Raw genomic sequence first — 21,493 nt, 5'->3', positions numbered from 1 at the left:
GCCCCTGAACGATGGCCGCACCGAGGCCGACCTGAAGCTCAACCGGCGGGTCGACATCGTCGTGCTCTCCGACCAGCCGGAGAGCGTCCGGTCCCTGATTCCGGAAGTGGCCGCACAGCGCCCCTGACCGCTGATGGCCCGCCCGCGGGCAGACGGTCACGCCGGGCACCCGGGGACCCGGGCACCCGGGCGTCCGGTACGCGGCACGGCCCGGCGCGGCTCGACCCGGCTCGGCCCGGCGGCGGCTCGACCGCAGTTCAACGACGGCGGCGGGCACCCGCACGGGCCGCCGCCCGATGAGGAGGCCGCAACGGCTTACGGGCCGGGCCGGGCCGCCGATAGTGATTATCGTGACCCCCTCCAACCTTCAGGAAACCCTCCTGCCCGAGCCCGCACGCACGGTCGAGGTGTACGACTTCCGCCGGCCCACGACGCTCGCCCGCGAGCACAGCCGCGCCCTGGAAGTGGCCTTCGAGACCTTCGCCCGGCAGTGGGGCACGCAGCTGACGGCGAAGGTGCGCGTCAAGGCGCAGGTCACCACCCACCAGGTCCTGATGCAGACCTACGACGAATACGCCGCGTCCCTGCCCGCGACCACGGCCATGGTGCTGTGCCGGCTCGAGGACTACGAGTCGCAGGCGATCATCCAGTTCCCGACCTCCTCGGCCCTGGCCTGGGTGGGGCGCATGCTCGGCGGCAACGGCAGCCAGCCCGCGCCGGGCCGGAAGTTCACCCAGATCGAACAGGCCCTCGTAAAGCGGCTCATGGAGGACGCCCTCGAGGACCTGCGCTACTCCTTCGGTTCCCTGCTGCCCATGCCGCTGAGCTTCAACTCCATCCAGTACAACGCCCAGTTCGCCCAGGCCGCCGCGCCGTCGGACCTGATGGTGGTCGCCACCTTCACCCTCCGGGTCGGGGAGAACACCGCCGAGGGGACCGTGGCCCTGCCTGCCGAAACCGTCCTGCCGCAGCTCGGGGCGACAAACCCGACGACGTCCCCCGAGAACGCCGCGGAGCTGCTGCGCCAGCAGATGGCGTGGGTCCCCGTCGAGGTGTCGGTGGGCCTGATGCCGGTGACCGTGAGGCCCGAGGCCATCCTCCGCCTCGCGGTGGGAGACCTGATTCCCCTGAACCATCCCGAACGGCGGCCCCTTGAGGTCCGCATCGCCGGACAGCGCATCGCCCGGGCCGGCCTGGGCCGGAACGGCGCCCGACTGGCGGCCCAGATCGTCGATACCGAGGAGAACCCCGCATGACCGTTTCCGTTGCCACCCTCAAGGACTCCGCCGCCGAGGCGCTGGTCGGGCTGCTTCCCTCCGCAGCCCCGGTCAGCGCGGTTCCCGCCCCGGACCGCACCGCCGCCGCCGCCCGCGCGGCCGGCGCGGTCACCGCCGCCTACGTGGGGACCCGCTCGGCGGACCTCGCCGTCGTGCTCGAGGGCACCGGGTCCCTCGTCGCTGCCGCCGGCACCGACACCCCGCTTGTCTCCTTCAAGGACGTGCTGCGCCCCGCCCTCGAGGCGGCGGCCGGAGTGCTCGGCGGAGGGGTGCTTGGCGAGGCCCGGATCGAGGACGCCTCGGCCCTGTTCGCCGACCCGGAGACGACGGTGTTCGAACTCACCTCCGGCGGCGGAACGGCGGGCTGGTTCGCCATCCGGGTCCGCGAGTACGGAACCCTCAACCCCACCCCGGTCTCCGGGGAGTCGGTGGCCGGCAAGCTCGGCCGCATCAACAACGTCGAGATGGCCCTGACCGTGGAGATCGGGCGGACCCGGATGTCCGTGCGCGACGTGCTCAACCTCGAGCCCGGCGGAGTGGTTGAGCTTGACCGGTCGGCGGGCGCACCCGCGGATGTCCTGCTCAACGGGCGGCTGATCGCCCACGGCGAGGTGGTCGTAGTGGACCAGGACTTCGCCGTGCGCATCACCAAGATCCTCGACGTCGCAGAGGGCGTTAACTGACGATGGATTCACTCATCCTCATCCTGAGGGTGCTGCTCGCCCTGGGCGCCGTGCTGGTGGTCCTTGTGCTCGCGCACCGGTACGCCCGGCGTACGGTCGGCGCGGCGACCGGGGAGAAGCTGCTGACGGTCCTCGCCCGCCAGGGCGTCGGGTCCAAGGCCTCCGTGGTGGTCGTCGAGACCGGAGGCCAGCGCCTCCTGCTCGGCGTCACCGAGCAGTCGGTCACCGTGTTGTCCACCTCCGACGCCCCCGCCCCGGAGACCGCCGGGCAGGGCGCCGAGGCGTTTTCGCGCGTCCTGCACCAGGCCACCGCCGGCAAGCACCGCTCGGCGGCGCCTACCGGGTCCATCCTGTCGCCGGCGGCGCTGAAGCAGGTCCTCACCGCCGGCCTCGGCGGGCCGAAGGGGTGAGGTGCCTGCCGCCGCGCCGCGCCGCGCTTCGCTTCCCCCTTGCCCTGCTGGCCTTCGCCGCAGGGGTTCTCCTGCTGCTCCTGCAGGCGCCCGCCGCCTCCGCCGTCCAGTTTCCCCCGCCGCAGCCGCCCGTGCCCGCGCCCGTGGTCCCCGCCCCGGCCGATCCGGCCCCGTTCCAGCCGACTCCCGAGGCCCCCGCGCCGGCCTCCCCTGATCCGCTGAACCCCACGGCACCGGTGGACCCGGCGCCTCCGGCCCCGCCCACCGATCCTTCCGGGCCGGACGGCGACGGGTCGGTGGTGATCAACGGCCCCAACGGCACCCCCTCCTCGGCTGTGGTGACGCTGCTGGGCATCACGCTGCTCACCGTCGCGCCGTCCCTGCTGCTGATGATGAGCTCGTTCACGAAGATCTTCGTGGTGCTGGTGATGACGCGCAACGCCCTGTCGCTGCCCTCGATCCCGCCGAACCAGGTCATCGCCGGGCTGGCGCTGTTCCTTTCGTTCTTCATCATGGGCCCGGTGCTGGGGGACATCAACAGCGGCGCCGTGCAGCCCTACCTCGACGGCGACTTCACCTTCCAGGAGGCCTACACGGAGGCTGCCGGCCCGATCCAGCAGTGGATGCTCCAGTTCACCCGCGAGGAGGACATCGCCCTGATGACCCGGGCCGCCGGGATGGACAACCCGGCCACCCCCGAGGATGTGCCGCTGACCACCCTGATCCCGGCGTTTATGATCTCGGAGCTGCGGGCCGCGTTCATCATCGGCTTCGTCATCTTCATCCCCTTCCTGGTCATCGACCTCGTCGTGTCCTCGGCGCTGATGTCGATGGGCATGATGATGCTGCCCCCGGTGATCATCTCCCTGCCGTTCAAGATCCTGCTGTTCATCCTCGTCGACGGCTGGGGCCTGATCGTCACCGCACTCATTCGAAGCTACGCCTGAGCCATGGATACCAACGCCGTCCTCGACATCGGCCTGCAGGGCCTGTGGGTCTCCGCCAAGCTCGCCGCGCCGGTCCTGATCACCGCCCTCGCCGTGGGGTTCGGGATCTCCCTGCTGCAGTCGATCACCCAGATCCAGGAAGTCACCCTCTCATTCGTCCCCAAGGCCGCCGCCGTGGGCGTCGTGCTGCTGATCTCCGGGCACTGGATGATCGCGGAGATGGTGTCCTTCACCCACGCCCTGTTCGACAAGATCCCCTCCCTGCTCGAGGGAGGCTGAGTGGAACTGGCGCTGAACCTCGGCTGGCTCGAACCGGTGATGCTCGCCGGCGTGCGCATGGTGTCCTTCCTGGTCATCGCCCCGCCGTTTTCCTACACCGCGTTTCCGGCGCGCATCAAGGTGATGCTGGCCCTCGGCCTGGCCCTGGCCGTCTCCCCCGCCGTCACCCCCGGCTACATCGATCGGGGCACGGCGGCGTTCTTCGGCGCGCTGGTGCTTGAGATCGGCGCCGGGGTGCTCATGGGCTTCCTCGTGTACCTGGTGTTCGCCGCGATCCAGTCCGCCGGCGGCCTGATCGACCTGATGAGCGGGTTCCAGATGGCCCAGGCCTTCGACCCGCATTCGCTGATCAACGGCGCCCAGTTCACCCGGCTGTTCCAGATGACCGCCCTGGCCCTGATGTTCTCCTCCGACGCCTACCAGCTGATCCTCGGCGGGCTGATCCGCAGCTTTACCGCCATCCCGCTGGGCGGCGGGGTCTTCCTCGCCGACCCGGTCGCGGCGATCATCACCGCGGTCACCGGGATGTTCCTGGCCGCGGTCCAGATCGCCGGCCCGCTGCTCGTCGTGTTCTTCCTCTCCGACGTCGGCCTCGGCCTGCTCAACCGGGTCGCGCCGGCCCTCAATGCCTTCGCCCTCGGGTTCCCGCTGAAGATCCTGCTGGCCCTCGTCCTCGGCTCCGTCGTCATGCTCGCCCTGCCGCGGATCGTGTCCGCGCTCACCCTGGACGCCCTGGCGCTGCTGGGAGGTGTGGGATAGATGGCCGACGATTCCTCCCAGGAACGGACCGAACAGGCCACCGACAAGCGGATGAAGGAGGTCCGCGATAAGGGACAGCTGTCCAAATCCTCCGACCTGACCGCCTGGCTGGGCATCGGCGCGGCCGCGGTGATGCTCCCCTCGACCATCTCCCGGGGCGCCGACGCGGCGGCCGACCAGCTCTTCAGCGTCCGCACCATCGCGGCGGCGCCGGAGCCCGGCATCGCCCTGGGCGTCCTCGGCGAGGCCCTGGCCTCGATGGCCGGAACGCTGCTCCCCATGCTGCTCGCCGTCGTCGGAGCGGTCCTGGCCGGGGCGGCCGGCCAGGGCGGGATCCAGTTCAAGAAGTTCCGCGGAAAGTTTGAACAGTTCAACCTGGTCACCGGGGTCAAGAACACCTTCGGGATGCAGGCCCTGTGGAACGGGGTGAAGGCGCTGCTCAAGACCGCCGTCCTCGGAGCGGTCCTGTACTGGGTGGTCCAGGGGCTCATGCCCACCCTGATGAGCGCCGGCGGGATGCCGGTGGCCGCGCTGCTCTCGGCCACCGGCGGCGGCGTCGCCGCGCTGCTGCGGTTCGCCATCCTGGCCGGGGTGGTGCTCGCCCTCGCCGACGTCTTCGTGGTGGGCCGGCGCAACCGGAAGAAGACCCGGATGACCCGCAAGGAGGTCAAGGACGAGAACAAAAGCACGGACGGCGACCCCCTGATCAAGTCCCAGCGGCGGGCCCGGCAGATGGCCCTGTCCCGGAACCGCATGATCGCGGCCGTCGGCGGGGCGGACGTCGTCCTGGTCAACCCCACCCACGTGGCCGTTGCCCTCAAGTACGAGGCCGGGGTCTCCGCACCGCGGGTCGTCGCCAAGGGGGCCGGCCCGGTGGCCCTGAAGATCCGCGAGAAGGCCGAGCAGGAGAAGGTCCCGCTGGTGCAGGACATTCCGCTGGCCCGGGCTTTGCACGGGGCGTGCGAACTGGGCCAGGAGATCCCCGCCGAGTTCTACACCGCCGTCGCCGGGGTCCTGGCTTTCGTCCTGCGGCTGAAGCAGCGCGGCAGCGCCGCCGGCATCCACCGGGCCTTCCGGAAGGGGTCCTTCCTTGACTGAGACCTCCGCCCCCCACCACCTCCCCCGAGTCCTGCCCCGAGTCCTCCCCCGAAGGAGCGCATCATGAATTCCAAGCTCGCCCGCCTCGCGGTGCCGATCGGCGTGGTCGGCATCATCATGCTGCTCATCGTGCCCGTTCCCGCAGGCCTGCTCGACTTCCTGATCGCCGTGAATATCCTGCTGGCGCTGGTGGTGCTGCTGACCTCGATGTTCGTCCAGAAGCCGCTGGACTTCTCGGTGTTCCCCTCGCTGCTGCTGGTGGCCACGCTGTTCCGTCTCGGACTGAACGTCGCCTCGACCCGCCTGATCCTTGGGGAGGCCCACGCCGGGAAGATCATCGAGGCGTTCGGGCAGGTCACCGTGGGCGGGAACATCATCATCGGCAGCGTGATCTTCCTGATCCTCGTGGTCATTCAGTTCCTCGTGGTCACCAAGGGCGCCGAGCGGGTCGCGGAGGTCGGTGCGCGCTTCACCCTCGACGCAATGCCCGGCAAGCAGATGGCCATCGACGCCGACCTCAACGCCGGCCTGGTCACCGATGAACAGGCCAAGGAACGCCGGGCCGAGGTCTCCGCCGAGGCCGACTTCTACGGAGCCATGGACGGGGCCTCGAAGTTCGTGAAGGGCGATGCGATCGCCGGCATCGTGATCCTGATCATCAACCTGGTGGGCGGGGTGGCCATCGGCATGGCCATGCACGGCATGCCCGCCGGGGAGGCACTGCGCACCTACGCCATCCTCACCATCGGTGACGGCCTGGTCACCCAGATCCCGGCGCTGCTGATGGCGGTGGCCACGGGCATGATCGTCACCCGATCCAACGCCGAGGCCGACATGGGCACCACCGCCTCGAACCAGGTGGCGCAGTCCCGCAACGCCCTGCTGATCGCCGGCACCGCGGCCGTGGCCCTGGCCCTGATCCCGGGCATGCCGAAACTGCCGTTCCTGCTCATCGGCGGGGCGCTGATCTTCGCCTCGCGGAAGATCAAGGCCACCGAGACCGCCGCCGCGGCCGCAGCCCAACGGGAGGCCGCGGCCGCCGTCGAACCGGCCCCGGAATCGCCCGAGGAGCTCATCCGCAGGCTCCGCGTCCAGCCCCTGGAGATCCTGCTCGCGGCGGACCTGGTGGACACCGTCACCGGCGCCTCGGACGACCTCCTGGCCCGGGTGCGCAGCCTGCGCCAGAAGATCGGCATGGACCTCGGGTTCGTGCTGCCGCCGGTCAACGCCCGCGACAGCATCGACCTGCCGCCGGGAACCTACGCCATCCGCATCGGCGGCGTGGAGGCAGGCCGCGGGGAGGCCCCGGCGGGCAAGGTGCTCGCCCTGGGCGATGCGCTCGACGCCCTGCCCGGGACCGCGACCATGGAACCGGTGTTCGGGCTGCCGGGCAAATGGGTGCCGGCCGGCATGGCGCACAGCGCCCAGATGACCGGGGCGACGGTCATCGACCGGGTATCGGTGCTCATCACCCACCTTTCCTCGATCGTGACGGCCAATGCAGCGCGCCTGCTGACCCGAGAGGACGTCCGGCTCCTCACCGAGAGCGTCAAGGAGGCGAGCCCGTCGGCGGTGGACGAACTGGTCCCCGGGCTGCTCTCCCTCGCCGAGGTCCAGCGGGTCCTGCAGGGCCTGCTTGAGGAGCATGTGCCCATCAACGACCTGCCGCGCATCTTCGAGGCACTCACCCTCCGGGCCAAGGTCTCCACGGACCCCGAGGGGCTGATCGAGGCGGCCCGGCGCGCCCTGGGGCCGGCGCTGGCGGTGCGCCATCTCAGCGGCGGCCAGCTGAGCGTGGTGATGATCGAGCCGGGCCTCGAACAGTCGATGCTCGAGGGCCTGCGCCCGGCCGAGGGCGGCAGCCAGATCCTCCTCGACGCGAACCGCATCGAGGCGGTCCTGGCCTCCCTCCACGCCACCGTGGCGGCGGCCGGGCACCAGGGCCACGAGCCCGTCCTGGTCTGCGCGCCGCTGATCCGCCCCGCGGTGCGCCGGCTGGTCTCCGCCCGGGTGGGGGGACTGCCGGTATTGTCCTATCAGGAGGCCCAGGCGGCCAACGTGCCCATCGAGACGATAGGAGTGGTCCGTGGCGCTGAACCGGTTTCACCTTAGCGGCCCGTCGATCGAGGCGCTCCGCCGGCAGGTCCGGGCCGAGTACGGCCCCGAGGCAGTGATTGTCCGGGCCGAGGCCGTCACGGTGGGCGGGCTGGGGGGATTCCTGGCCCGGCACCACTACGAGGTCACGGTCGAACTGCCCGACGCCGCCGCCCCGTCGACCGATCCCCTTCCGGTGGTCAAGCGCACCGGCATCGCTGCCCTGCTGGCGGACGCGGACACCGCCGAGGCGGCCCTCAACGCCGTGCCGGTGTCAACGGAATCCGGAGAGTTCTCCTCCTTTTTGAAGGACCTGGAGTCCGCCGTCGATCCCGCGGCGGGTGCCGGAGGGCCGACGGCGGCCGCTCACCGGTTGCCGCGGCCCCTGGACGGGCCGGGCGACCTCATCGTCGTGGCCGGGCCCGGCCGCGACGCCCTCGAGGCGGGACGGTCCCTGCTGGCGCCGGGGGCTCCGGCGGCCCTGCTGACGGCCGGGGCGCTGCGGGTCGAGGGGCTGGCCCACGTGGCGGACCGGCGTGCCGCCACCGAGGCGCGGGCCGGCGGGGTGCTCGCCGGGGCGCCGGTGGTCGTCGCCTTCGGGCTGGGCTACCCCTCCGAGGCCTTTGTCCACCTGCCCGCGCTGGCCCTTGTGGGATTCGACCAGCTGTGGCTGGCCGTGGATGCCACCCGCAAACACGGGGACACGGTGGCGTGGGTTGAGGCCGTCGAGGCGGTGGCCGAACCCGACGCCGTTGCGGCCTTTTCCCACCGTGACACTGCCACCCCCGAAACGGTCCAGGCACTGCGCTTTCCGGTCAGCTGGGTGGACGACGTCCCGGAGGTTCCGGCGCGGCCTGCGGGCCCGTCTCCGGCCGCCCACCCGACCGCAGTTTTCCCTCCGACGCGGATTCAAAGATAGGCTTTCACTGTGCTGGTACTAACGCGGAAATTCAACGAGAAGATTCATATCGGCGAGGATATCGTCATTACCATTCTCGAATCGCGCGGTGATGGCATCAAGATTGGGATCGAGGCGCCGCGGGGGGTTAAGATCCAGCGCGGCGAGATTCTCCAGGCCGTGATCGAAGCGAATCTTTCGGCCAATGTCTCCGATGCGGATGCCGAATCACAGCTCAAGGCGCTGCTGGGCCGCAGGGACCCCGAAACGGAGACTGATTCCTAGACTCCTGACGTCTGGGCCCCGAGACTTCTGAAACCCCAAGGCTCCGCGGCGCTCCGGCGGGTGCCGGGGCCTCAGGCGGAAACGGGCGCCATGGCGGCCAGCCGCACCGGGACGCTCAGGGTGGATCCACCCCGGGTCCGCGCCGCGAGGGAATTGAGATAGGCGGTGCGCCGGGCGGGGGCGACGCGCGACTCCGGCGCCGGTGCGGCGCCGTCGGTGTCGGAATACACCGCAGCCATCCCGTCGCGCAGCAGCCGGATGGCCTCGGCCCGCTGCTGGGACACCGCCGAGTGGGTGGACCCGAACTCCTCGGCCAGGTCCTTGACCGGGCGGTCCTCGAAGTAGGTCTGCTCGATGATGTAACGCATCTTGTCGGGCAGGGCCTGTACCGCTGCCCGCAGAACCTGGGCCTGCTCGGAGACCAGCAGGGATTCCTCGGGGGTGGCCATGACGGCGGTGAGCGACTCCGGCGCGTTCTCGTCCAGGGTCGAAACGGTGCGTGAGGCGTCGGCCAGGGTCGCGGCCACCGCGTCGCGTCCGACGCCCAGCACCTCGGCGATCTCGCCGACCGTAGGGTTGCGCTGCAGTGCCCCGGTGAGCAGTTCGGACACCGCGAGGGTCTCCTTGATCCGCCGGCGGGTGTCCCGGCTGGCCCAGTCCGAGGCCCTCATGTCGTCGGCGAAGGCGCCGAGGATGCGCCGCCGGGCGAAGGTGCCGAACTTTACGCCGTAAGAGGGGTCGAATGACTGGGCGGCGGAGACGAGCGCGAGGGCGCCGGCACCGGCGAGGTCCTCGCGTGAGAGGTGGGGGGACCGTGCGCAGATTTCCGAGACAAGATATCCAACCAGCGGAAGATTCTCCACAATCATCTTGTTGCGTTCTTCACGGTTCAACTCGGACATCCCCTCATAAACACGATTTGCAATCCGCGCCGGTGGCTGTGGATTTTCGCCGGCCGGACTCCGGGTCCCCGGGGGCAATGGCCGGTGAAATTCCCGGTTTTCCAACAGTAAGACTCCGTACAGGGCCGAAATAGCAAGGTGCAAAAACAGCGTGGAATTCCTACTGAAATACTGCGCCGATCCTGCGGATATCCAGAGCATCGCCGGAGGGAGCGGAGGAGCCGCCCGTTTCCGCCCCCGCCGAAGCGATTGGGAAACCTCTATCAATGGGGTGGAAACCGGTCTAGGATGACTGTTCGTGCGCTCCTTTCCCTACCCCGATTCCGGCCCGCCGGACCTCCGCTCCCCCACCCGGTTCCTGGTGTGGCTTGCGTCGAAGCAGAAGGCGACGCTGGCCGCCGGCGCCCTGCTCGGCGCGGTGTGGATGGTGGCGCAGGCCCTCATGCCCTTCTTCCTCGGCCGGGCCGTGGACCGCGGCATCCTGGCCGGGAACGGCCGCGCCCTCGCGGTCGAGGTCCTGATCCTGCTGGGGCTGATGGTGGTGCAGGCCGCGGCCGACACCTTCGGGCACCGCGTCGCCGTCAGCAACTGGCTCCAGGCCTCCTTCCGGTCGGTTCAGCTGGTCGGACACCACGTCACCCGCACCGGTGACGCGCTGCCGAACACCCTCTCCACCGGAGAGGTTGTCTCGACCGCCGCGTCGGACACCTTCCGGCTCGGCGAGATCTTCGACGTCTCGGCCCGGCTTGCCGGCGCCTTCGCGGCCTGGCTCGTGGTCAGCGCCCTGATCTTCGGCACCTCCCCCGAGCTGGGGCTTCTGGTGCTCGCCGGCGTTCCGGCGTGCTGCGCCCTGCTGCTGTTCGTGGTGCGCCCGCTGCAGGCCCGCCAGCGCGAGCAGCGGGCCGACTCGGGGAAGATGACGGCGGTGGGGGCCGACACCGTCGCCGGGCTGCGGGTACTGCGCGGCATCGGCGGCGAGCACATCTTCGTCCGCCGCTACCGCGCCCGGTCCGCGGCGACCCGCGATTCGGGCATCCGCGTCGCCCGCTCCCTCGCCGACCTCGAGGCGTCCCAGGTGTTCATCGCGGGTGCCTTCAGCGTGGTGTTCACCTGGGTCGGCGCCGGCCTGGTGATCGATGGCACCATCTCGCCCGGTGAGCTCGTCGCGCTCTACGGTTTCTCGGTGTTCCTCGTGACCCCGATCCGCACCGCGGCCGACGCCGTGTCACGGACCATCCGTGCCCAGGTCGGGGCCCGGAAGATCCTCGCCGTGCTCCGGGTGGAACCCTCGGTCTCCGACGCTCCCGCGCCGGTGCCGCCCCCGGCTCCCGGTGCGGCCCTGCTGGACACCGCGAGCGGGCTGGTTCTTGAGCCGGGCCGGATCACTGCACTGGTCTCGGCGGACCCCGACGACGCGGCCGCCGTCGCCACCCGGCTCGGACGCTTCGACGACGCCGCGCCCGGCGCGGACGGCATCCGCTGGGGCGGGGTGGGCCTGGGCTCGGTGGCGCTGGCGGAGATCCGCCGCCGCATCGTCGTCAGCGAAGCGGCGCCCCAGCTCTTCACCGGTTCCCTGCGGTCCCAGCTTGACCCGCAGCAGCGCCATGACGACGCCGCCATCCTCGATGCCCTGCAGGCCGCCAGCGCCCTGGACATCCTGGACGGGGTGGAGGACGGCCTCGACACCGCGGTGACCGAGCGCGGCCGCGGGTTCTCCGGCGGCCAGCGCCAGCGCATCGTGCTGGCCCGGGCGCTGCTCACCCGCGCGGAGACCCTGATCCTTATCGAGCCGACGAGCGCCGTCGATGCCCACACCGAGTCCCGGATCGCCGCCGGTTTCCGCAGGGAGCGGGCCCGCCCCGGCCTCACCACGCTGGTGGTGACCGCGAGTCCCCTGCTCCTGGGGACCGTTGACTCGGTGGTCTTCCTCGAGGACGGCAGGGTCAGCGCGGCCGGCGCCCACCGCGACCTGATGGCAGGCAATCCGAACTACCGAAATGTTGTGATCCGCAGTGAGTGAAACAGCAACCCGCACCGGCCCGGACGCCGGGCAGCGCGGCGGGGAACCGGACCGCCTCCCGGTGGCCGGCGCGCGTGCCGTACGCGCCGAGGCGGCCCGCCTGATCCGCCACCACCGCCGCGGCCTGGCGGCCGTGGTGGCCCTGTACGTGGGCTCGGCCGTGGCCGGGCTCGCCGGTCCGCTGCTGCTGGGCGTCGTCGTGGACGCCGTCCTCGCCGGCACCACCCGGGAATTCGTCACCTGGGTCTCGCTGGCGATGCTCGGTTCCCTGCTCCTGCAGTCCCTCCTGCGCCGGTTCGCCGTGCGGTCCGGCATGGTGTTCGGCGAACGGGTCTTCGCCCGGCTGCGTGAGGACTTTATGGAGCAGGTCACCGCGCTGCCGCTGTCGACGGTGGAGAAGGCCGGCACCGGCGACCTGGTGGCCCGCACCACGAACGACATCGACGCCGTCTCGCACACGGTGCGGTTCGGGGTGCCGCAGGTCGTGGTGTCGGTGGTGACCATCGTGCTGACGCTGGCGGCCGCCGTCGTCGCCTCCCCGCTGCTGTCGGTGGCCCTGCTGACGGGCCTTCCCCTGCTCTATCCGGTGACACGGTGGTACCTGTCCCGCTCCTCGGCCGGGTACCAGAGGGAACGCGAGACCTACGCGGTGATCAACGGCGCCGTGACCGAAACCATCGAGGGGGCGCGGACCGTTGACGCCCTGGACCTGGGCGGCGCGCGCAGGGCCACCATCGACGCCGCCCTGGCGGACAGCTACCGCGCCGAGCGGTACACGCTGTGGCTGCGCAGCGTCCTCTTCCCCGCGGCGGACATCGCATTCTGGCTGCCCGTCGCCGGGGTGCTGGTGTGGGGCGGCTGGCTGGCCTCCCTCGACGTCGTGACCCCCGGGGCCGTCGCCGCGGTGGCCCTGCTGGCCGTGCGCCTCATCGATCCCGTGGACCTGCTCATCATGTGGACCGATGAAATCCAGGTCGGGGCCGCGTCGCTGGCCCGGATCATCGGGGTGAAGGAAGTGCCTCCGGACCGCACGGCGACGGATGAAGCACCGGTGAACGGGGACATCCGCGTCTCCGGGGCCACCTACGCCTACCGGCCGGGCCACAACGTGCTCCACGGCGTGGACCTGACCCTGCGGCGCGGGGAACGTTTGGCGGTCGTCGGGCCCTCGGGCGCCGGCAAGTCCACGCTGGGCCGCCTGATCGCGGGGATCCACCCGCCCACCTCAGGGTCGGTCACCGTCGGCGGAGTGCCGTTGGTGGACCGCCCCCTCGACGACCTGCGCCGCGAGGTCGCCCTGGTCACCCAGGAGCACCATGTGTTTGTCGGCTCGGTCGCCGACAACGTGCGGCTGGGGCGCGCCGATGCCTCCGAAGCGGAGATCGCCGGCGCGCTGGAGTCGGTGGGTGCGCTGTCCTGGGCCGCCGCCCTGCCGGAGGGGATCGACACCGAGGTCGGCTCCGGCGCCCACGAGCTGACCCCGGCCCAGGCGCAGGAACTGGCCCTGGCCCGGCTGATTCTCGCCGACCCGCACACCCTGGTCCTCGACGAGGCCACCTCGCTCATCGACCCGCAGTCCGCGCGGGACCTCGAGCGTTCGCTCAGCGTCGTCCTCGAGGGCCGGACGGTGATCGCCATCGCCCACCGCCTGCACACCGCCCACGACGCCGACCGGGTGGCGGTGGTCGAGGGCGGCAACATCACCGAACTCGGCTCCCATGAGGAACTGCTGGCCCTCGACGGCGCCTACGCCTCGCTGTGGCGCTCCTGGCGCACCGAATAGCAGGCACGGCGTGCCCGGCGCCCGCGCGTCGGCGCCCGGATGCCCGGGGTGGCCGGCGCCGGGGCGCGGCCGATGCCGGGGCTCGGCCCGGCGCCCTCAGTGGTCGAAGAACACCAGCGAGGAGTTGATCAGTTCGGCGATGACCTCTTCGTCGTGGGCCCGCCGCAGGGAGTCCCGAAAGTTTTCCTTAAACAGGCTGCGGGCGATGGTGGCGAGCACCTCAAGGTGCTCGGAGAAGGACGAGGCGGGGGTCGCGATGAGCAGCACGAGGGTGGCGGGGCCGTCGACGGCGCCGAAGTCGAGGCTGTGCCCGTACTTGGTGATGCCGACTCCGATGGAGGTCTGGCAGACATACTCGCTGCGGGCGTGCGGCAGGCCGACTCCGCCGGGCAGGCCGGTGGCCATCTGGTGTTCCCGCGAGTTGACCTGTTCGAGGAACGCGTCGAGGTCCGTGATCCTGCCCGCGGCGTACATGCGGGCGGCCAGCTGCGCGCTGGCATCCTCCTTGGACCCGGCCTCCATCTCGAGGATCACCAGGTCCGGCGTTGTCAGCCCGGCCTCGTGCAGCTCCAGGGACAGCTCACTCAATTTGTGCCTCTCATCGTGCCCGCGGCCGCCGATGCCCTGCGGTGTTCGTACCGCGGCCGCGGCCGCTCCCTAGCTTACCGGGACGATGTCCTCAGCACCCATGCGGGCGCTGTCCGCCGACTCGTCGTCGGGCTGTTCCTGGCTGAGCCGCTCGGCCTGGACGCGGGCGAGGTAGTGCTTCACCTCGCGGTTGACCTGCTGCTCGCTCCAGCCCAGGAGCGGCCCCATCAGCTCGGCGACGACCGGAGCCGCCGAGACGCCGCGGTCCCAGGACTCGATGGAGATCCGGGTGCGGCGGGTGAGGATGTCCTCGATGTGACGCGCCCCCTCGTGGGTGACGGCGAAGACGGCCTCGGCGGCGAGGTAGTCGTCGGCGCCGGGCAGCGGCTCACCCAGCGCGGGGTCGGCCTTGATCAGCTCAAGGACGGAGTCGGCCTGGGTGCCGTAGCGCTGGAGCAGGTGCTCCACCCGGGCCACATGGATCCCCGCGGCCTCGGCCATCCTCGCCCGCATGTTCCACGCGGCCTTATACCCCTCCGCTCCGAGCAGGGGAACGGAGTCGGTGCAGCTTTCGGGAACGCGCTCGTCGAGGGCGCGCGAGGCCTCGTCGACGGCGTCCTTGGCCATCACCCGGTAGGTGGTCCATTTGCCGCCGGCGACGACAACGAGCCCGGGCACCGGGTGGGCGACGATGTGCTCACGGGACAGCTTCGCCGTGGAGTCGCTCTCCCCGGCCAGCAGGGGCCGCAGGCCGGCGTAGACGCCCTCGACGTCCTCGCGGGTCAGCGGGCGGTTCAGCACCCTGTTCACATGCTCGAGGATGTAGTCGATGTCCTGCGACGACGCCGCCGGGTGGGCCTTGTCGAGGTCCCACTTGGTGTCGGTGGTGCCGATGATCCAGTGGCGTCCCCAGGGGATGACAAACAGGACCGACTTCTCGGTGCGCAGGATCAGGCCCACGGTGGACTGGAACCGGTCGCGCGGCACCACGAGGTGGATGCCCTTGGAGGCCCGGACCTTGAGCTGCCCGCGGTCGGTGACCATCGCCTGGGTCTCGTCGGTCCACACGCCGGTGGCGTTGATGACCTGCTTGGCGCGGATGCTGAACTCCTCGCCGGTCTCCTGGTCCTTGACCTGGGCGCCGACGACGCGCTCGCCCTCGCGCAGGAAGTTCACGACGCTCACCCGGTTGGCCGCATGGGCCCCGTAGTGCACGGCGGTGCGGATCATGTTCACCACGTACCGGGCGTCGTCGACCTGCGCGTCGTAGTAGCGGATGGAGCCGACCATCGCGTCTTTCTTCAGGCTGGGCGCCGCGCGCAGCGTGCCGCGCCGGGTGAGGTGCTTGTGGAACGGCACCCCGCGGGAGTGCCCGCCGCCGATGCTCAGGGCGTCGTAGAGGGCGATGCCGGCCCCGACGTAGGGGCGTTCGACAAAGCGCTTGCCCAGCGGATAGAGGAACGGCACCGGCTTCACCAGGTGCGGGGCGATCCGCTGGATCAGCAGCCCGCGTTCCTTCAGTGCCTCCTGCACCAGGGCGAAATCGAGCATTTCAAGATAGCGCAGCCCGCCGTGGATCAGCTTCGAGGATCGTGAGGACGTCCCCGAGGCCCAGTCCCGGGCCTCGACGATACCGGTGGTCAGTCCGCGCGTCGCCGCGTCGAGGGCCGAGCCGACGCCCACCACTCCGCCACCGACGATCAGGATGTCGAGTTCTCCGCCCGGCCGGCTGGTGGCCTTCAGCGCCTCAAGCGCCTCGCTGCGGTACTGGGGACTGAGTGCGCCTGCTGCCATTGCCGTAACCCTCCGGAACGTTGAGTTCTGCGTACCCCAACTTTAGGCACTCAACCGCCCGGAACGCACTCAATCGTTCGAAACATAGGGCGAAAGGACAACCTCCACCCGCTGGAACTCCTTGAGATCCGAGTATCCCGTGGTCGCCATTGCGCGGCGCAGCGCGCCGATCAGGTTCGAGGTGCCGTTGGTGTGGTGGGAGGGGCCCCACAGCACTTCCTTCAGCGGGCCGACGGTTCCGAGGTTGAACCGGTCGCCGCGGGGAAGCTCGGCGTGGTGGGCCTCCTGGCCCCAGTGCCAACCCTTCCCCGGCGCCTCCTCGGCGCGGGCCAGGGCCGAGCCGAGCATGACGGCGTCGGCGCCCATGGCGATGGCCTTGATGATGTCGCCGCTGGCGCCCATGCCGCCGTCGGCGATGACGTGCACGTATCGTCCGCCGGACTCGTCCATGTAGTCCCGGCGGGCGGCGGCCACATCGGAGATGGCCGAGGCGAGCGGGGAGTGGATGCCGAGGGCCCGCCGGGTCGTCGTCGTCGCCCCTCCCCCGAAGCCCACGAGGACGCCGGCGGCACCGGTGCGCATCAGGTGCAGGGCCGGGGTGTAGCCGGCGGCGCCGCCGACGATCACCGGGACGTCGAGCTCATAGATGAACTGCTTGAGGTTCAGCGGTTCCTCGTTCTTCGACACGTGCTCCGCGGAGACGGTGGTGCCGCGGATGACGAAGATGTCGACGCCGGCGGCGAGGACGGTCTTGTAGAACTGCTGGGTGCGCTGGGGGGTCAGCGACCCGGCGACGGTCACGCCGGCCTCGCGGATCTCGGCCAGCCGGCTCGTGATGAGGTCGGCCTGGATGGGGGCCGCGTAGATCTCCTGCAGGCGCGCGGTGGCGGCGGGGCTGAAGTTTTCGGTGCTGAGCCCGGCGATCTCATCGAGCACCGGCTGCGGATCCTCGTAGCGGGTCCACAGGCCTTCGAGGTTGAGCACGCCGAGCCCGCCGAGCCGGCCCAGCGCGATCGCGGTCGCCGGTGACATCACCGAGTCCATGGGCGCCGCGATCACGGGCATCTCGAACTGGTAGGCGTCGATCTGCCAGCTCACCGACACATCGAGCGGATCGCGGGTGCGCCGTGAGGGCACCACGGCGACATCGTCGAGGGAGTACGCCCTGCGTCCACGCTTGGCCCGGCCAATTTCAATCTCGTAAGTCACTGCTCTAGGTTATCCCAGCCCCGCATGGCCCCCTCATCAGGGGATACCCTCCGGCTTGCGGCCCGCGGCCGCACCCCCGCCGGACCGACCCAATTAACCCTCTTACCCCCGCACGGAATAGAGTTGCACAAAGGAACACTGCTGGAAAACACCGGCCGGGCAGCAGAACTGCGGGCGCCGGCACCCCGCACCGCAACGAAGCGGGCGGTTTCCCTCGGCCATTCGACCCGGCGCAGCCACCGGGCCCCGGAGGTTCGCACCGCTCCACCCGGTGGAACAGCACCGGACGGTCCCCGCGGACTGCGCGGATTTATTTTTTGAGCATCACCCTTCGAGCACGACCATTCCACGCGGCGGCCCGCCCGCCGCGACATCGACGAGAGAATACCAATTCGTGAATAAAACACCCGCCGCACTGAAAACTCCCCCGACACTCGCCAAGGGCGCAATGCGCATCGTGGCCCTGGGCGGAATCGGTGAAATCGGCAGAAACATGACCGTCTTCGAATTCGGCGGAAAGCTGCTGATCGTTGACTGCGGCGTCCTGTTCCCCGAGGACCACCAGCCCGGCGTCAACGTGATCCTGCCCGACTTCTCCTACATCCGCGAACGCATCAACGATGTCGTCGCCGTCGTCCTCACCCACGGCCACGAGGACCACATCGGCGGCGTTCCGTACCTGCTGCGCGAACGCGCCGACATCCCCCTCGTCGGCTCCCAGCTGACGCTGGCCTTCATCGAGGCCAAGCTCAAGGAACACCGCATCACCCCCAAGACCATCCAGGTCAAGGAAGGCGACCGCACGACCATGGGCGGGTTCGACCTCGAGTTCTTCGCCGTGAACCACTCGATCCCCGACAGCCTCGCCGTCGCGATCCGCACCGCGGCCGGCATGGTGCTCCACACCGGCGACTTCAAAATGGACCAGTTCCCGCTTGACCGCCGCATCACCGACCTCGGCGCCTTCGCCCGCCTGGGCGCCGAGGGTGTCGACCTGTTCCTCACCGACTCCACCAACGCCGAGGTGCCGGGCTTCACCACCTCCGAGAAGGATCTCGGCCCCGCGATCGACGCCGTCTTCCGCACCGCCCCGCGCCGGATCATCGTCTCGAGCTTCGCCAGCCACATCCACCGCATCCAGCAGATCATCGACACCGCGCACCGGCACCGCCGCAAGGTCGCCTTCGTGGGCCGCTCGATGGTGCGCAACATGACCATCGCCGCCGACCTCGGCTACCTGAACATCCCCCACGGCCTGCTGGTGGACTTCAAGAAACTCGAGCGCAGCGACGACCACAAGGTCGTGCTGATCTGCACCGGCTCCCAGGGCGAGCCGCTGGCGGCCCTCTCACGGATGGCCAACAACGACCACGCCATCAAGATCAGCGAGGGCGACACCGTCCTGCTGGCCAGCTCGCTCATCCCGGGCAATGAGAACGCCATCTACGGCATCATCAACGCCCTGACCGAGATCGGCGCCAACGTCGTGCACAAGGGCAACGCCAAGGTGCACGTCTCCGGCCACGCCAGCGCCGGCGAGCTCGCCTACTGCTACAACATCGTCAAGCCCCGCAACGTCATGCCGGTGCACGGCGAATGGCGCCACCTGCGCGCCAACTCCGAGATCGCCGTCGCGACCGGCGTAGAGCCCCGCAACGTGATCATCGCCCAGGACGGCGTCACCGTCGACCTCCAGCGCGGACGCGCCACCGTCTCGGGCAAGGTGCCCGCCGGTCTCGTGTTCGTCGACGGCGCGAGCGTCGGTGGCATCACCGAGGAGACGCTGCGCGAGCGCCGCCGCCTCGCCGAGGAAGGCTCGGTGACGGTCCTGGCCATCATCGACGCCGAGACCGGCACCATGACCGAGCCCCCGGAGTTCTTCATCCAGGGCTTCTCGTGCGACCCGGCCGACCTCGAAAAGGCGGGCACCGCCGTCGAGAAGGCCCTCGCCGACGGGCCCTCCGGCCGGCAGGGCGGGCGCGGAGCCCGGAACCTGGATCCGGAGGCCGTCATCGAGCGCGCCACCGCGAACTGGATGCGGCGCTTCTACAACCGCACCCCGGTGATCACCGCGATCGTCGTCGACGCGTAGCCGCACGATCCCCGGTCAGCACCGATTTCCCGTGAGCACCGCTCCCCGGTTCCACGCCTCCTTGGCGCGGGGCCGGGGATCGGCATTTAACCGGACGGGCTCGGCCTCCCGGGGCTGCACCCGCTGCGGAGCCCCGGCACGTCCGACGGGGTCCCGGCGTCCCGCTGGACAGCATCTCCCGATGCGGAAATTCCCCCGCCCGTGGGTACACTTCGGGTGAATTTAGTTCAACTGGGGGAAATAAGTGGCAAGAAAACTCTTCGGCGAAATATCGCCGTTGACCTACCGGATCGCCATGGAGCGGATGATCCTCCTGCGGCATCTGCGGAATTTCCGGCAGCGGATGGAAATCGCCTCGACCCGTTCGACGGAGTCTCTGCCCGCCACCGTCTACAAGCACAACTCGCTGATCCGTCGCCGGCTGGGGAACGTGGAGACCGAGCTCCAGGACAACAAGGCGGTCAGCCTGGGCCTCACTGCCCCGAAAATCGACGGGATTGTCATCGCCCCCGGTGAGCGCTTTTCCTTTTGGAGCCTCGCCGGCCGGTGCTCGGCGAAGGAGGGCTACAAAGAGGGCCTGACCATCAGCAACGGCAAGCCCACCCGCGGCGTCGGCGGAGGCATGTGCCAGTTCACCAACCTGCTCCACTGGATGGTCCTCCACAGCCCGCTCACCGTCGTCGAGCACCACCACCACAACGGGCTTGACCTGTTCCCGGACTACAACCGCCAGATCCCGTGGGGCACCGGCACCTCGATCGCCTTCAACTACCTCGACTACCAGGTCGAAAACCGGACTCCCTACACCTTCCAGTTCCGGACCCGGACCTCCGAGGAGTACCTCAGCGGGGAACTGCGTGCAGACCGGGAGCTGCCCATGAAGTTCCACATCCGCGAACGCGACGCCTACTTCTATGAGGCCGGGAAGGAGGTGTACCGGCACAACAAGGTGTACCGGATCGAACGCGACAAGCGGACCGGGCTGGAGGTCTCCGAGGAAATGATCCTCGAGAACGAGGGCCGGGTCGCCTACGACCGGTCGCTGATCCGGGCGGAGATCCTTCCGGCGCGACCCGCCGGGCACGCCGTCGCCCGCTGACGCACCCTGCCGGGTCGGGTCCTACGGCCCGGTGGGCTGGAGCTGGCTCTCGAACATCCGGTAGTAGCGGCCGCGCAGCTCCACGAGCTCCCGGTGCGTGCCGGACTCCACGACCCGCCCGTCCTCGAGCATGTAGACGACATCGGCCTTCTCGATCGTGGCAAGCCGGTGGCTGATGGCGACGATGGTCCGTGAGCGGTCCTCGAAGAGCCGGGTGAAGATGCGGTGCTCGGCCAGCGCGTCGATGGCCGAGGTGGGTTCGTCCATCACAATGAAGGGCGCGTCCCGGTAGAGGTTTCGGGCCATGGCCAGCCGCTGCCACTGCCCGCCGGAGAGCCCGCTGCCCTTGCGTCCCCGCGGGTCCTCCATCCAGTTGCTCACGTGGTTCTCGAAGCCGTTCGGGAGCCGGCGGATGAAGTCCGCGGCCTCGGCGTCGGCGGCCGCGCGTTCGATCCGGTCCTCCTCCCGGGGCGAGGCGACGTCGCCGAAGTAGATGTTGTTTCCCGCCGTCGCGAACTCGTATTTCAGGAAGTCCTGGGACATCACCGCGAGGTAGCGGTGCCAGGAGGAGGTTCCGACCGTGTCCAGATCGCGCCCGTCGAGCAGGACCGCGCCCGAACTTGGTTGGTAGAGCCCGGCCAGGATGCGGATGAGGGTCGACTTTCCCGCACCGTTTTCGCCCACGATGGCGATGTGCCGCCCGCGCTCGATGCTCAGGGAGATCCCCTTGAGCACCTCCAGGTCGCTGCCGGCGTAGGTGAAGCGGATGTCCTTCAGGTCGATCCGGGAGGGCGGCCCGGACAGGGGTTCACCGGTGGCCTCGGGGACCGGCAGCTCCATGAACTGCTCGTAGTCCTTGAGGTTCGACAGGTCCTCGTCGATGGAGCTCAGCGAGCTCACCAGGTCGTTCGCGGTGCCCAGGGCCCGGCTGACGATCTGCTGGATGTAGAGGAACTGGCCGACCGGCTGGGCGCGGGCGATGATCTGCCCGACCACCCACAGCAGCGCGATCACCTCCGCGCCGTACTGCAGGGCATCGGCGAGCAGCTGCTTGGGAATGTAGCGGCGCTGGAAGTCGAGCCGGCGCAGCTCGTCGGCCTCGCGGAGCCGCGAGCGGAGCTGCATGAGGTACTCCACCACCCCGTAGAGGCGGATCTCGGCGATGTACTGGGGGCGCATGATGTTCGTTTCGATCATGCGCCGCTGCCGGCGGGAGTCCACCTGCGTGTTCCAGTGCGCCATCTGCTCCCGGGAGAGGCGGAACTGCAGGTACACG

At 69.9% G+C, this 21,493-nt stretch carries 19 protein-coding genes; 14 read left to right on the top strand and 5 right to left on the bottom strand.

All coding sequences use genetic code 11. The features are described from left to right. Positions 1–350: 350 nt before the first annotated feature. The 10 genes from QZX79_RS17690 (at position 351) to csrA (ending at position 8,730) form a co-directional block, all read left to right on the top strand. Positions 351–1,256, top strand: coding sequence for a flagellar motor switch protein FliM (locus QZX79_RS17690; protein WP_294570470.1), 906 nt, complete (start codon positions 351–353; stop codon positions 1,254–1,256). Continuing rightward, the gene (gene fliN / locus QZX79_RS17685; protein WP_294570467.1) at positions 1,253–1,960 is read left to right on the top strand and encodes a flagellar motor switch protein FliN; all 708 of its coding nucleotides are present in this window, start codon (positions 1,253–1,255) and stop codon (positions 1,958–1,960) included. The genes QZX79_RS17690 and fliN overlap by 4 nt, the downstream gene beginning before the upstream one ends. A 2-nt stretch (positions 1,961–1,962) precedes the next feature. Beyond that, positions 1,963–2,370 carry a flagellar biosynthetic protein FliO gene (locus QZX79_RS17680; protein WP_120164883.1) on the top strand — a complete coding sequence of 136 codons (408 nt, stop codon included), beginning with the start codon at positions 1,963–1,965 and terminating at the stop codon, positions 2,368–2,370. A gap of 218 nt (positions 2,371–2,588) precedes the next feature. Beyond that, positions 2,589–3,317 (top strand): flagellar type III secretion system pore protein FliP, encoded by a 729-nt coding sequence (fliP, locus tag QZX79_RS17675; protein ID WP_294570478.1) that lies wholly within the window; start codon positions 2,589–2,591, stop codon positions 3,315–3,317. 3 nt (positions 3,318–3,320) lie between these two features. Beyond that, positions 3,321–3,596 carry a flagellar biosynthesis protein FliQ gene (fliQ, locus tag QZX79_RS17670; protein WP_120164881.1) on the top strand — a complete coding sequence of 92 codons (276 nt, stop codon included), beginning with the start codon at positions 3,321–3,323 and terminating at the stop codon, positions 3,594–3,596. Then, entirely contained in the window at positions 3,597–4,355 is a 759-nt protein-coding gene (locus tag QZX79_RS17665; RefSeq protein ID WP_294570461.1) for a flagellar biosynthetic protein FliR, read from the top strand. Further along, the gene (locus QZX79_RS17660) at positions 4,356–5,453 is read left to right on the top strand and encodes a flagellar biosynthesis protein FlhB (protein WP_294570459.1); all 1,098 of its coding nucleotides are present in this window, start codon (positions 4,356–4,358) and stop codon (positions 5,451–5,453) included. A gap of 63 nt (positions 5,454–5,516) precedes the next feature. After that, a complete protein-coding gene (locus QZX79_RS17655; RefSeq protein ID WP_294570455.1) occupies positions 5,517–7,565 on the top strand; it encodes a flagellar biosynthesis protein FlhA in 2,049 nt (682 codons plus the stop codon). Further along, complete coding sequence (locus QZX79_RS17650) at positions 7,540–8,466, top strand: hypothetical protein (protein ID WP_294570453.1); 927 nt, start codon at positions 7,540–7,542, stop codon at positions 8,464–8,466. The genes QZX79_RS17655 and QZX79_RS17650 overlap by 26 nt, the downstream gene beginning before the upstream one ends. Before the next feature lie 9 nt (positions 8,467–8,475). Continuing rightward, entirely contained in the window at positions 8,476–8,730 is a 255-nt protein-coding gene (gene csrA / locus QZX79_RS17645; protein ID WP_294570450.1) for a carbon storage regulator CsrA, read from the top strand. Between the two features lie 71 nt (positions 8,731–8,801). Here the strand turns inward: csrA and QZX79_RS17640 are convergent, their stop codons facing one another. Further along, positions 8,802–9,632, bottom strand: a complete 831-nt coding sequence (locus tag QZX79_RS17640; RefSeq protein WP_366485147.1) for a sigma-70 family RNA polymerase sigma factor — start codon at positions 9,630–9,632, stop codon at positions 8,802–8,804. Between the two features lie 298 nt (positions 9,633–9,930). On the opposite strand from QZX79_RS17640, the gene QZX79_RS17635 reads away from it, so the two are divergent. Further along, positions 9,931–11,652: an ABC transporter ATP-binding protein gene (locus QZX79_RS17635; RefSeq protein WP_294570447.1), complete on the top strand. Its 1,722-nt coding sequence runs from the start codon at positions 9,931–9,933 to the stop codon at positions 11,650–11,652. Further along, positions 11,645–13,435, top strand: coding sequence for an ABC transporter ATP-binding protein (locus QZX79_RS17630; protein WP_294570444.1), 1,791 nt, complete (start codon positions 11,645–11,647; stop codon positions 13,433–13,435). The genes QZX79_RS17635 and QZX79_RS17630 overlap by 8 nt, the downstream gene beginning before the upstream one ends. Positions 13,436–13,531: 96 nt before the next feature. Here QZX79_RS17630 and QZX79_RS17625 read toward each other — a convergent pair whose 3' ends face one another. The 3 genes from QZX79_RS17625 to QZX79_RS17615 all read right to left on the bottom strand — a co-directional run bounded on the left by QZX79_RS17625 (position 13,532) and on the right by QZX79_RS17615 (position 17,026). After that, a complete protein-coding gene (locus QZX79_RS17625; RefSeq protein WP_294570442.1) occupies positions 13,532–14,023 on the bottom strand; it encodes a PTS sugar transporter subunit IIA in 492 nt (163 codons plus the stop codon). Positions 14,024–14,092: 69 nt separating this feature from the next. Continuing rightward, positions 14,093–15,817, bottom strand: coding sequence for a glycerol-3-phosphate dehydrogenase/oxidase (locus QZX79_RS17620; protein ID WP_294570440.1), 1,725 nt, complete (start codon positions 15,815–15,817; stop codon positions 14,093–14,095). Between the two features lie 69 nt (positions 15,818–15,886). Beyond that, entirely contained in the window at positions 15,887–17,026 is a 1,140-nt protein-coding gene (locus QZX79_RS17615; protein WP_294570438.1) for a GuaB3 family IMP dehydrogenase-related protein, read from the bottom strand. 448 nt (positions 17,027–17,474) lie between these two features. On the opposite strand from QZX79_RS17615, the gene QZX79_RS17610 reads away from it, so the two are divergent. Both QZX79_RS17610 and QZX79_RS17605 read left to right on the top strand, forming a co-directional pair. Beyond that, positions 17,475–19,118 carry a ribonuclease J gene (locus QZX79_RS17610; protein WP_294570473.1) on the top strand — a complete coding sequence of 548 codons (1,644 nt, stop codon included), beginning with the start codon at positions 17,475–17,477 and terminating at the stop codon, positions 19,116–19,118. Between the two features lie 244 nt (positions 19,119–19,362). After that, positions 19,363–20,217, top strand: a complete 855-nt coding sequence (locus QZX79_RS17605; protein WP_294570435.1) for a VanW family protein — start codon at positions 19,363–19,365, stop codon at positions 20,215–20,217. Between the two features lie 21 nt (positions 20,218–20,238). Here the strand turns inward: QZX79_RS17605 and QZX79_RS17600 are convergent. Further along, positions 20,239–21,493: ABC transporter ATP-binding protein (locus tag QZX79_RS17600; protein WP_294570432.1), on the bottom strand; the 1,255-nt coding region annotated here is incomplete at its 5' end.

Source organism: uncultured Arthrobacter sp. (genome assembly GCF_902805515.1).
GTDB lineage: Bacteria > Actinomycetota > Actinomycetes > Actinomycetales > Micrococcaceae > Arthrobacter_D.
This window is presented reverse-complemented; position numbering and strand designations above follow the sequence as displayed.

Excerpts from the sequence above, each read along its gene's own strand:
- fliN (WP_294570467.1), top strand. The coding sequence starts at position 1,253 with ATGACCGTTTCCGTTGCCACCCTCAAGGACTCCGCCGCCGAGGCGCTG.
- QZX79_RS17680 (WP_120164883.1), top strand. The coding sequence starts at position 1,963 with ATGGATTCACTCATCCTCATCCTGAGGGTGCTGCTCGCCCTGGGCGCC.
- fliQ (WP_120164881.1), top strand. The coding sequence starts at position 3,321 with ATGGATACCAACGCCGTCCTCGACATCGGCCTGCAGGGCCTGTGGGTC.
- QZX79_RS17660 (WP_294570459.1), top strand. The coding sequence starts at position 4,356 with ATGGCCGACGATTCCTCCCAGGAACGGACCGAACAGGCCACCGACAAG.
- QZX79_RS17655 (WP_294570455.1), top strand. The coding sequence starts at position 5,517 with ATGAATTCCAAGCTCGCCCGCCTCGCGGTGCCGATCGGCGTGGTCGGC.
- QZX79_RS17640 (WP_366485147.1), bottom strand. The coding sequence starts at position 9,632 with ATGTCCGAGTTGAACCGTGAAGAACGCAACAAGATGATTGTGGAGAAT.
- QZX79_RS17620 (WP_294570440.1), bottom strand. The coding sequence starts at position 15,817 with ATGGCAGCAGGCGCACTCAGTCCCCAGTACCGCAGCGAGGCGCTTGAG.
- QZX79_RS17610 (WP_294570473.1), top strand. The coding sequence starts at position 17,475 with ATGCGCATCGTGGCCCTGGGCGGAATCGGTGAAATCGGCAGAAACATG.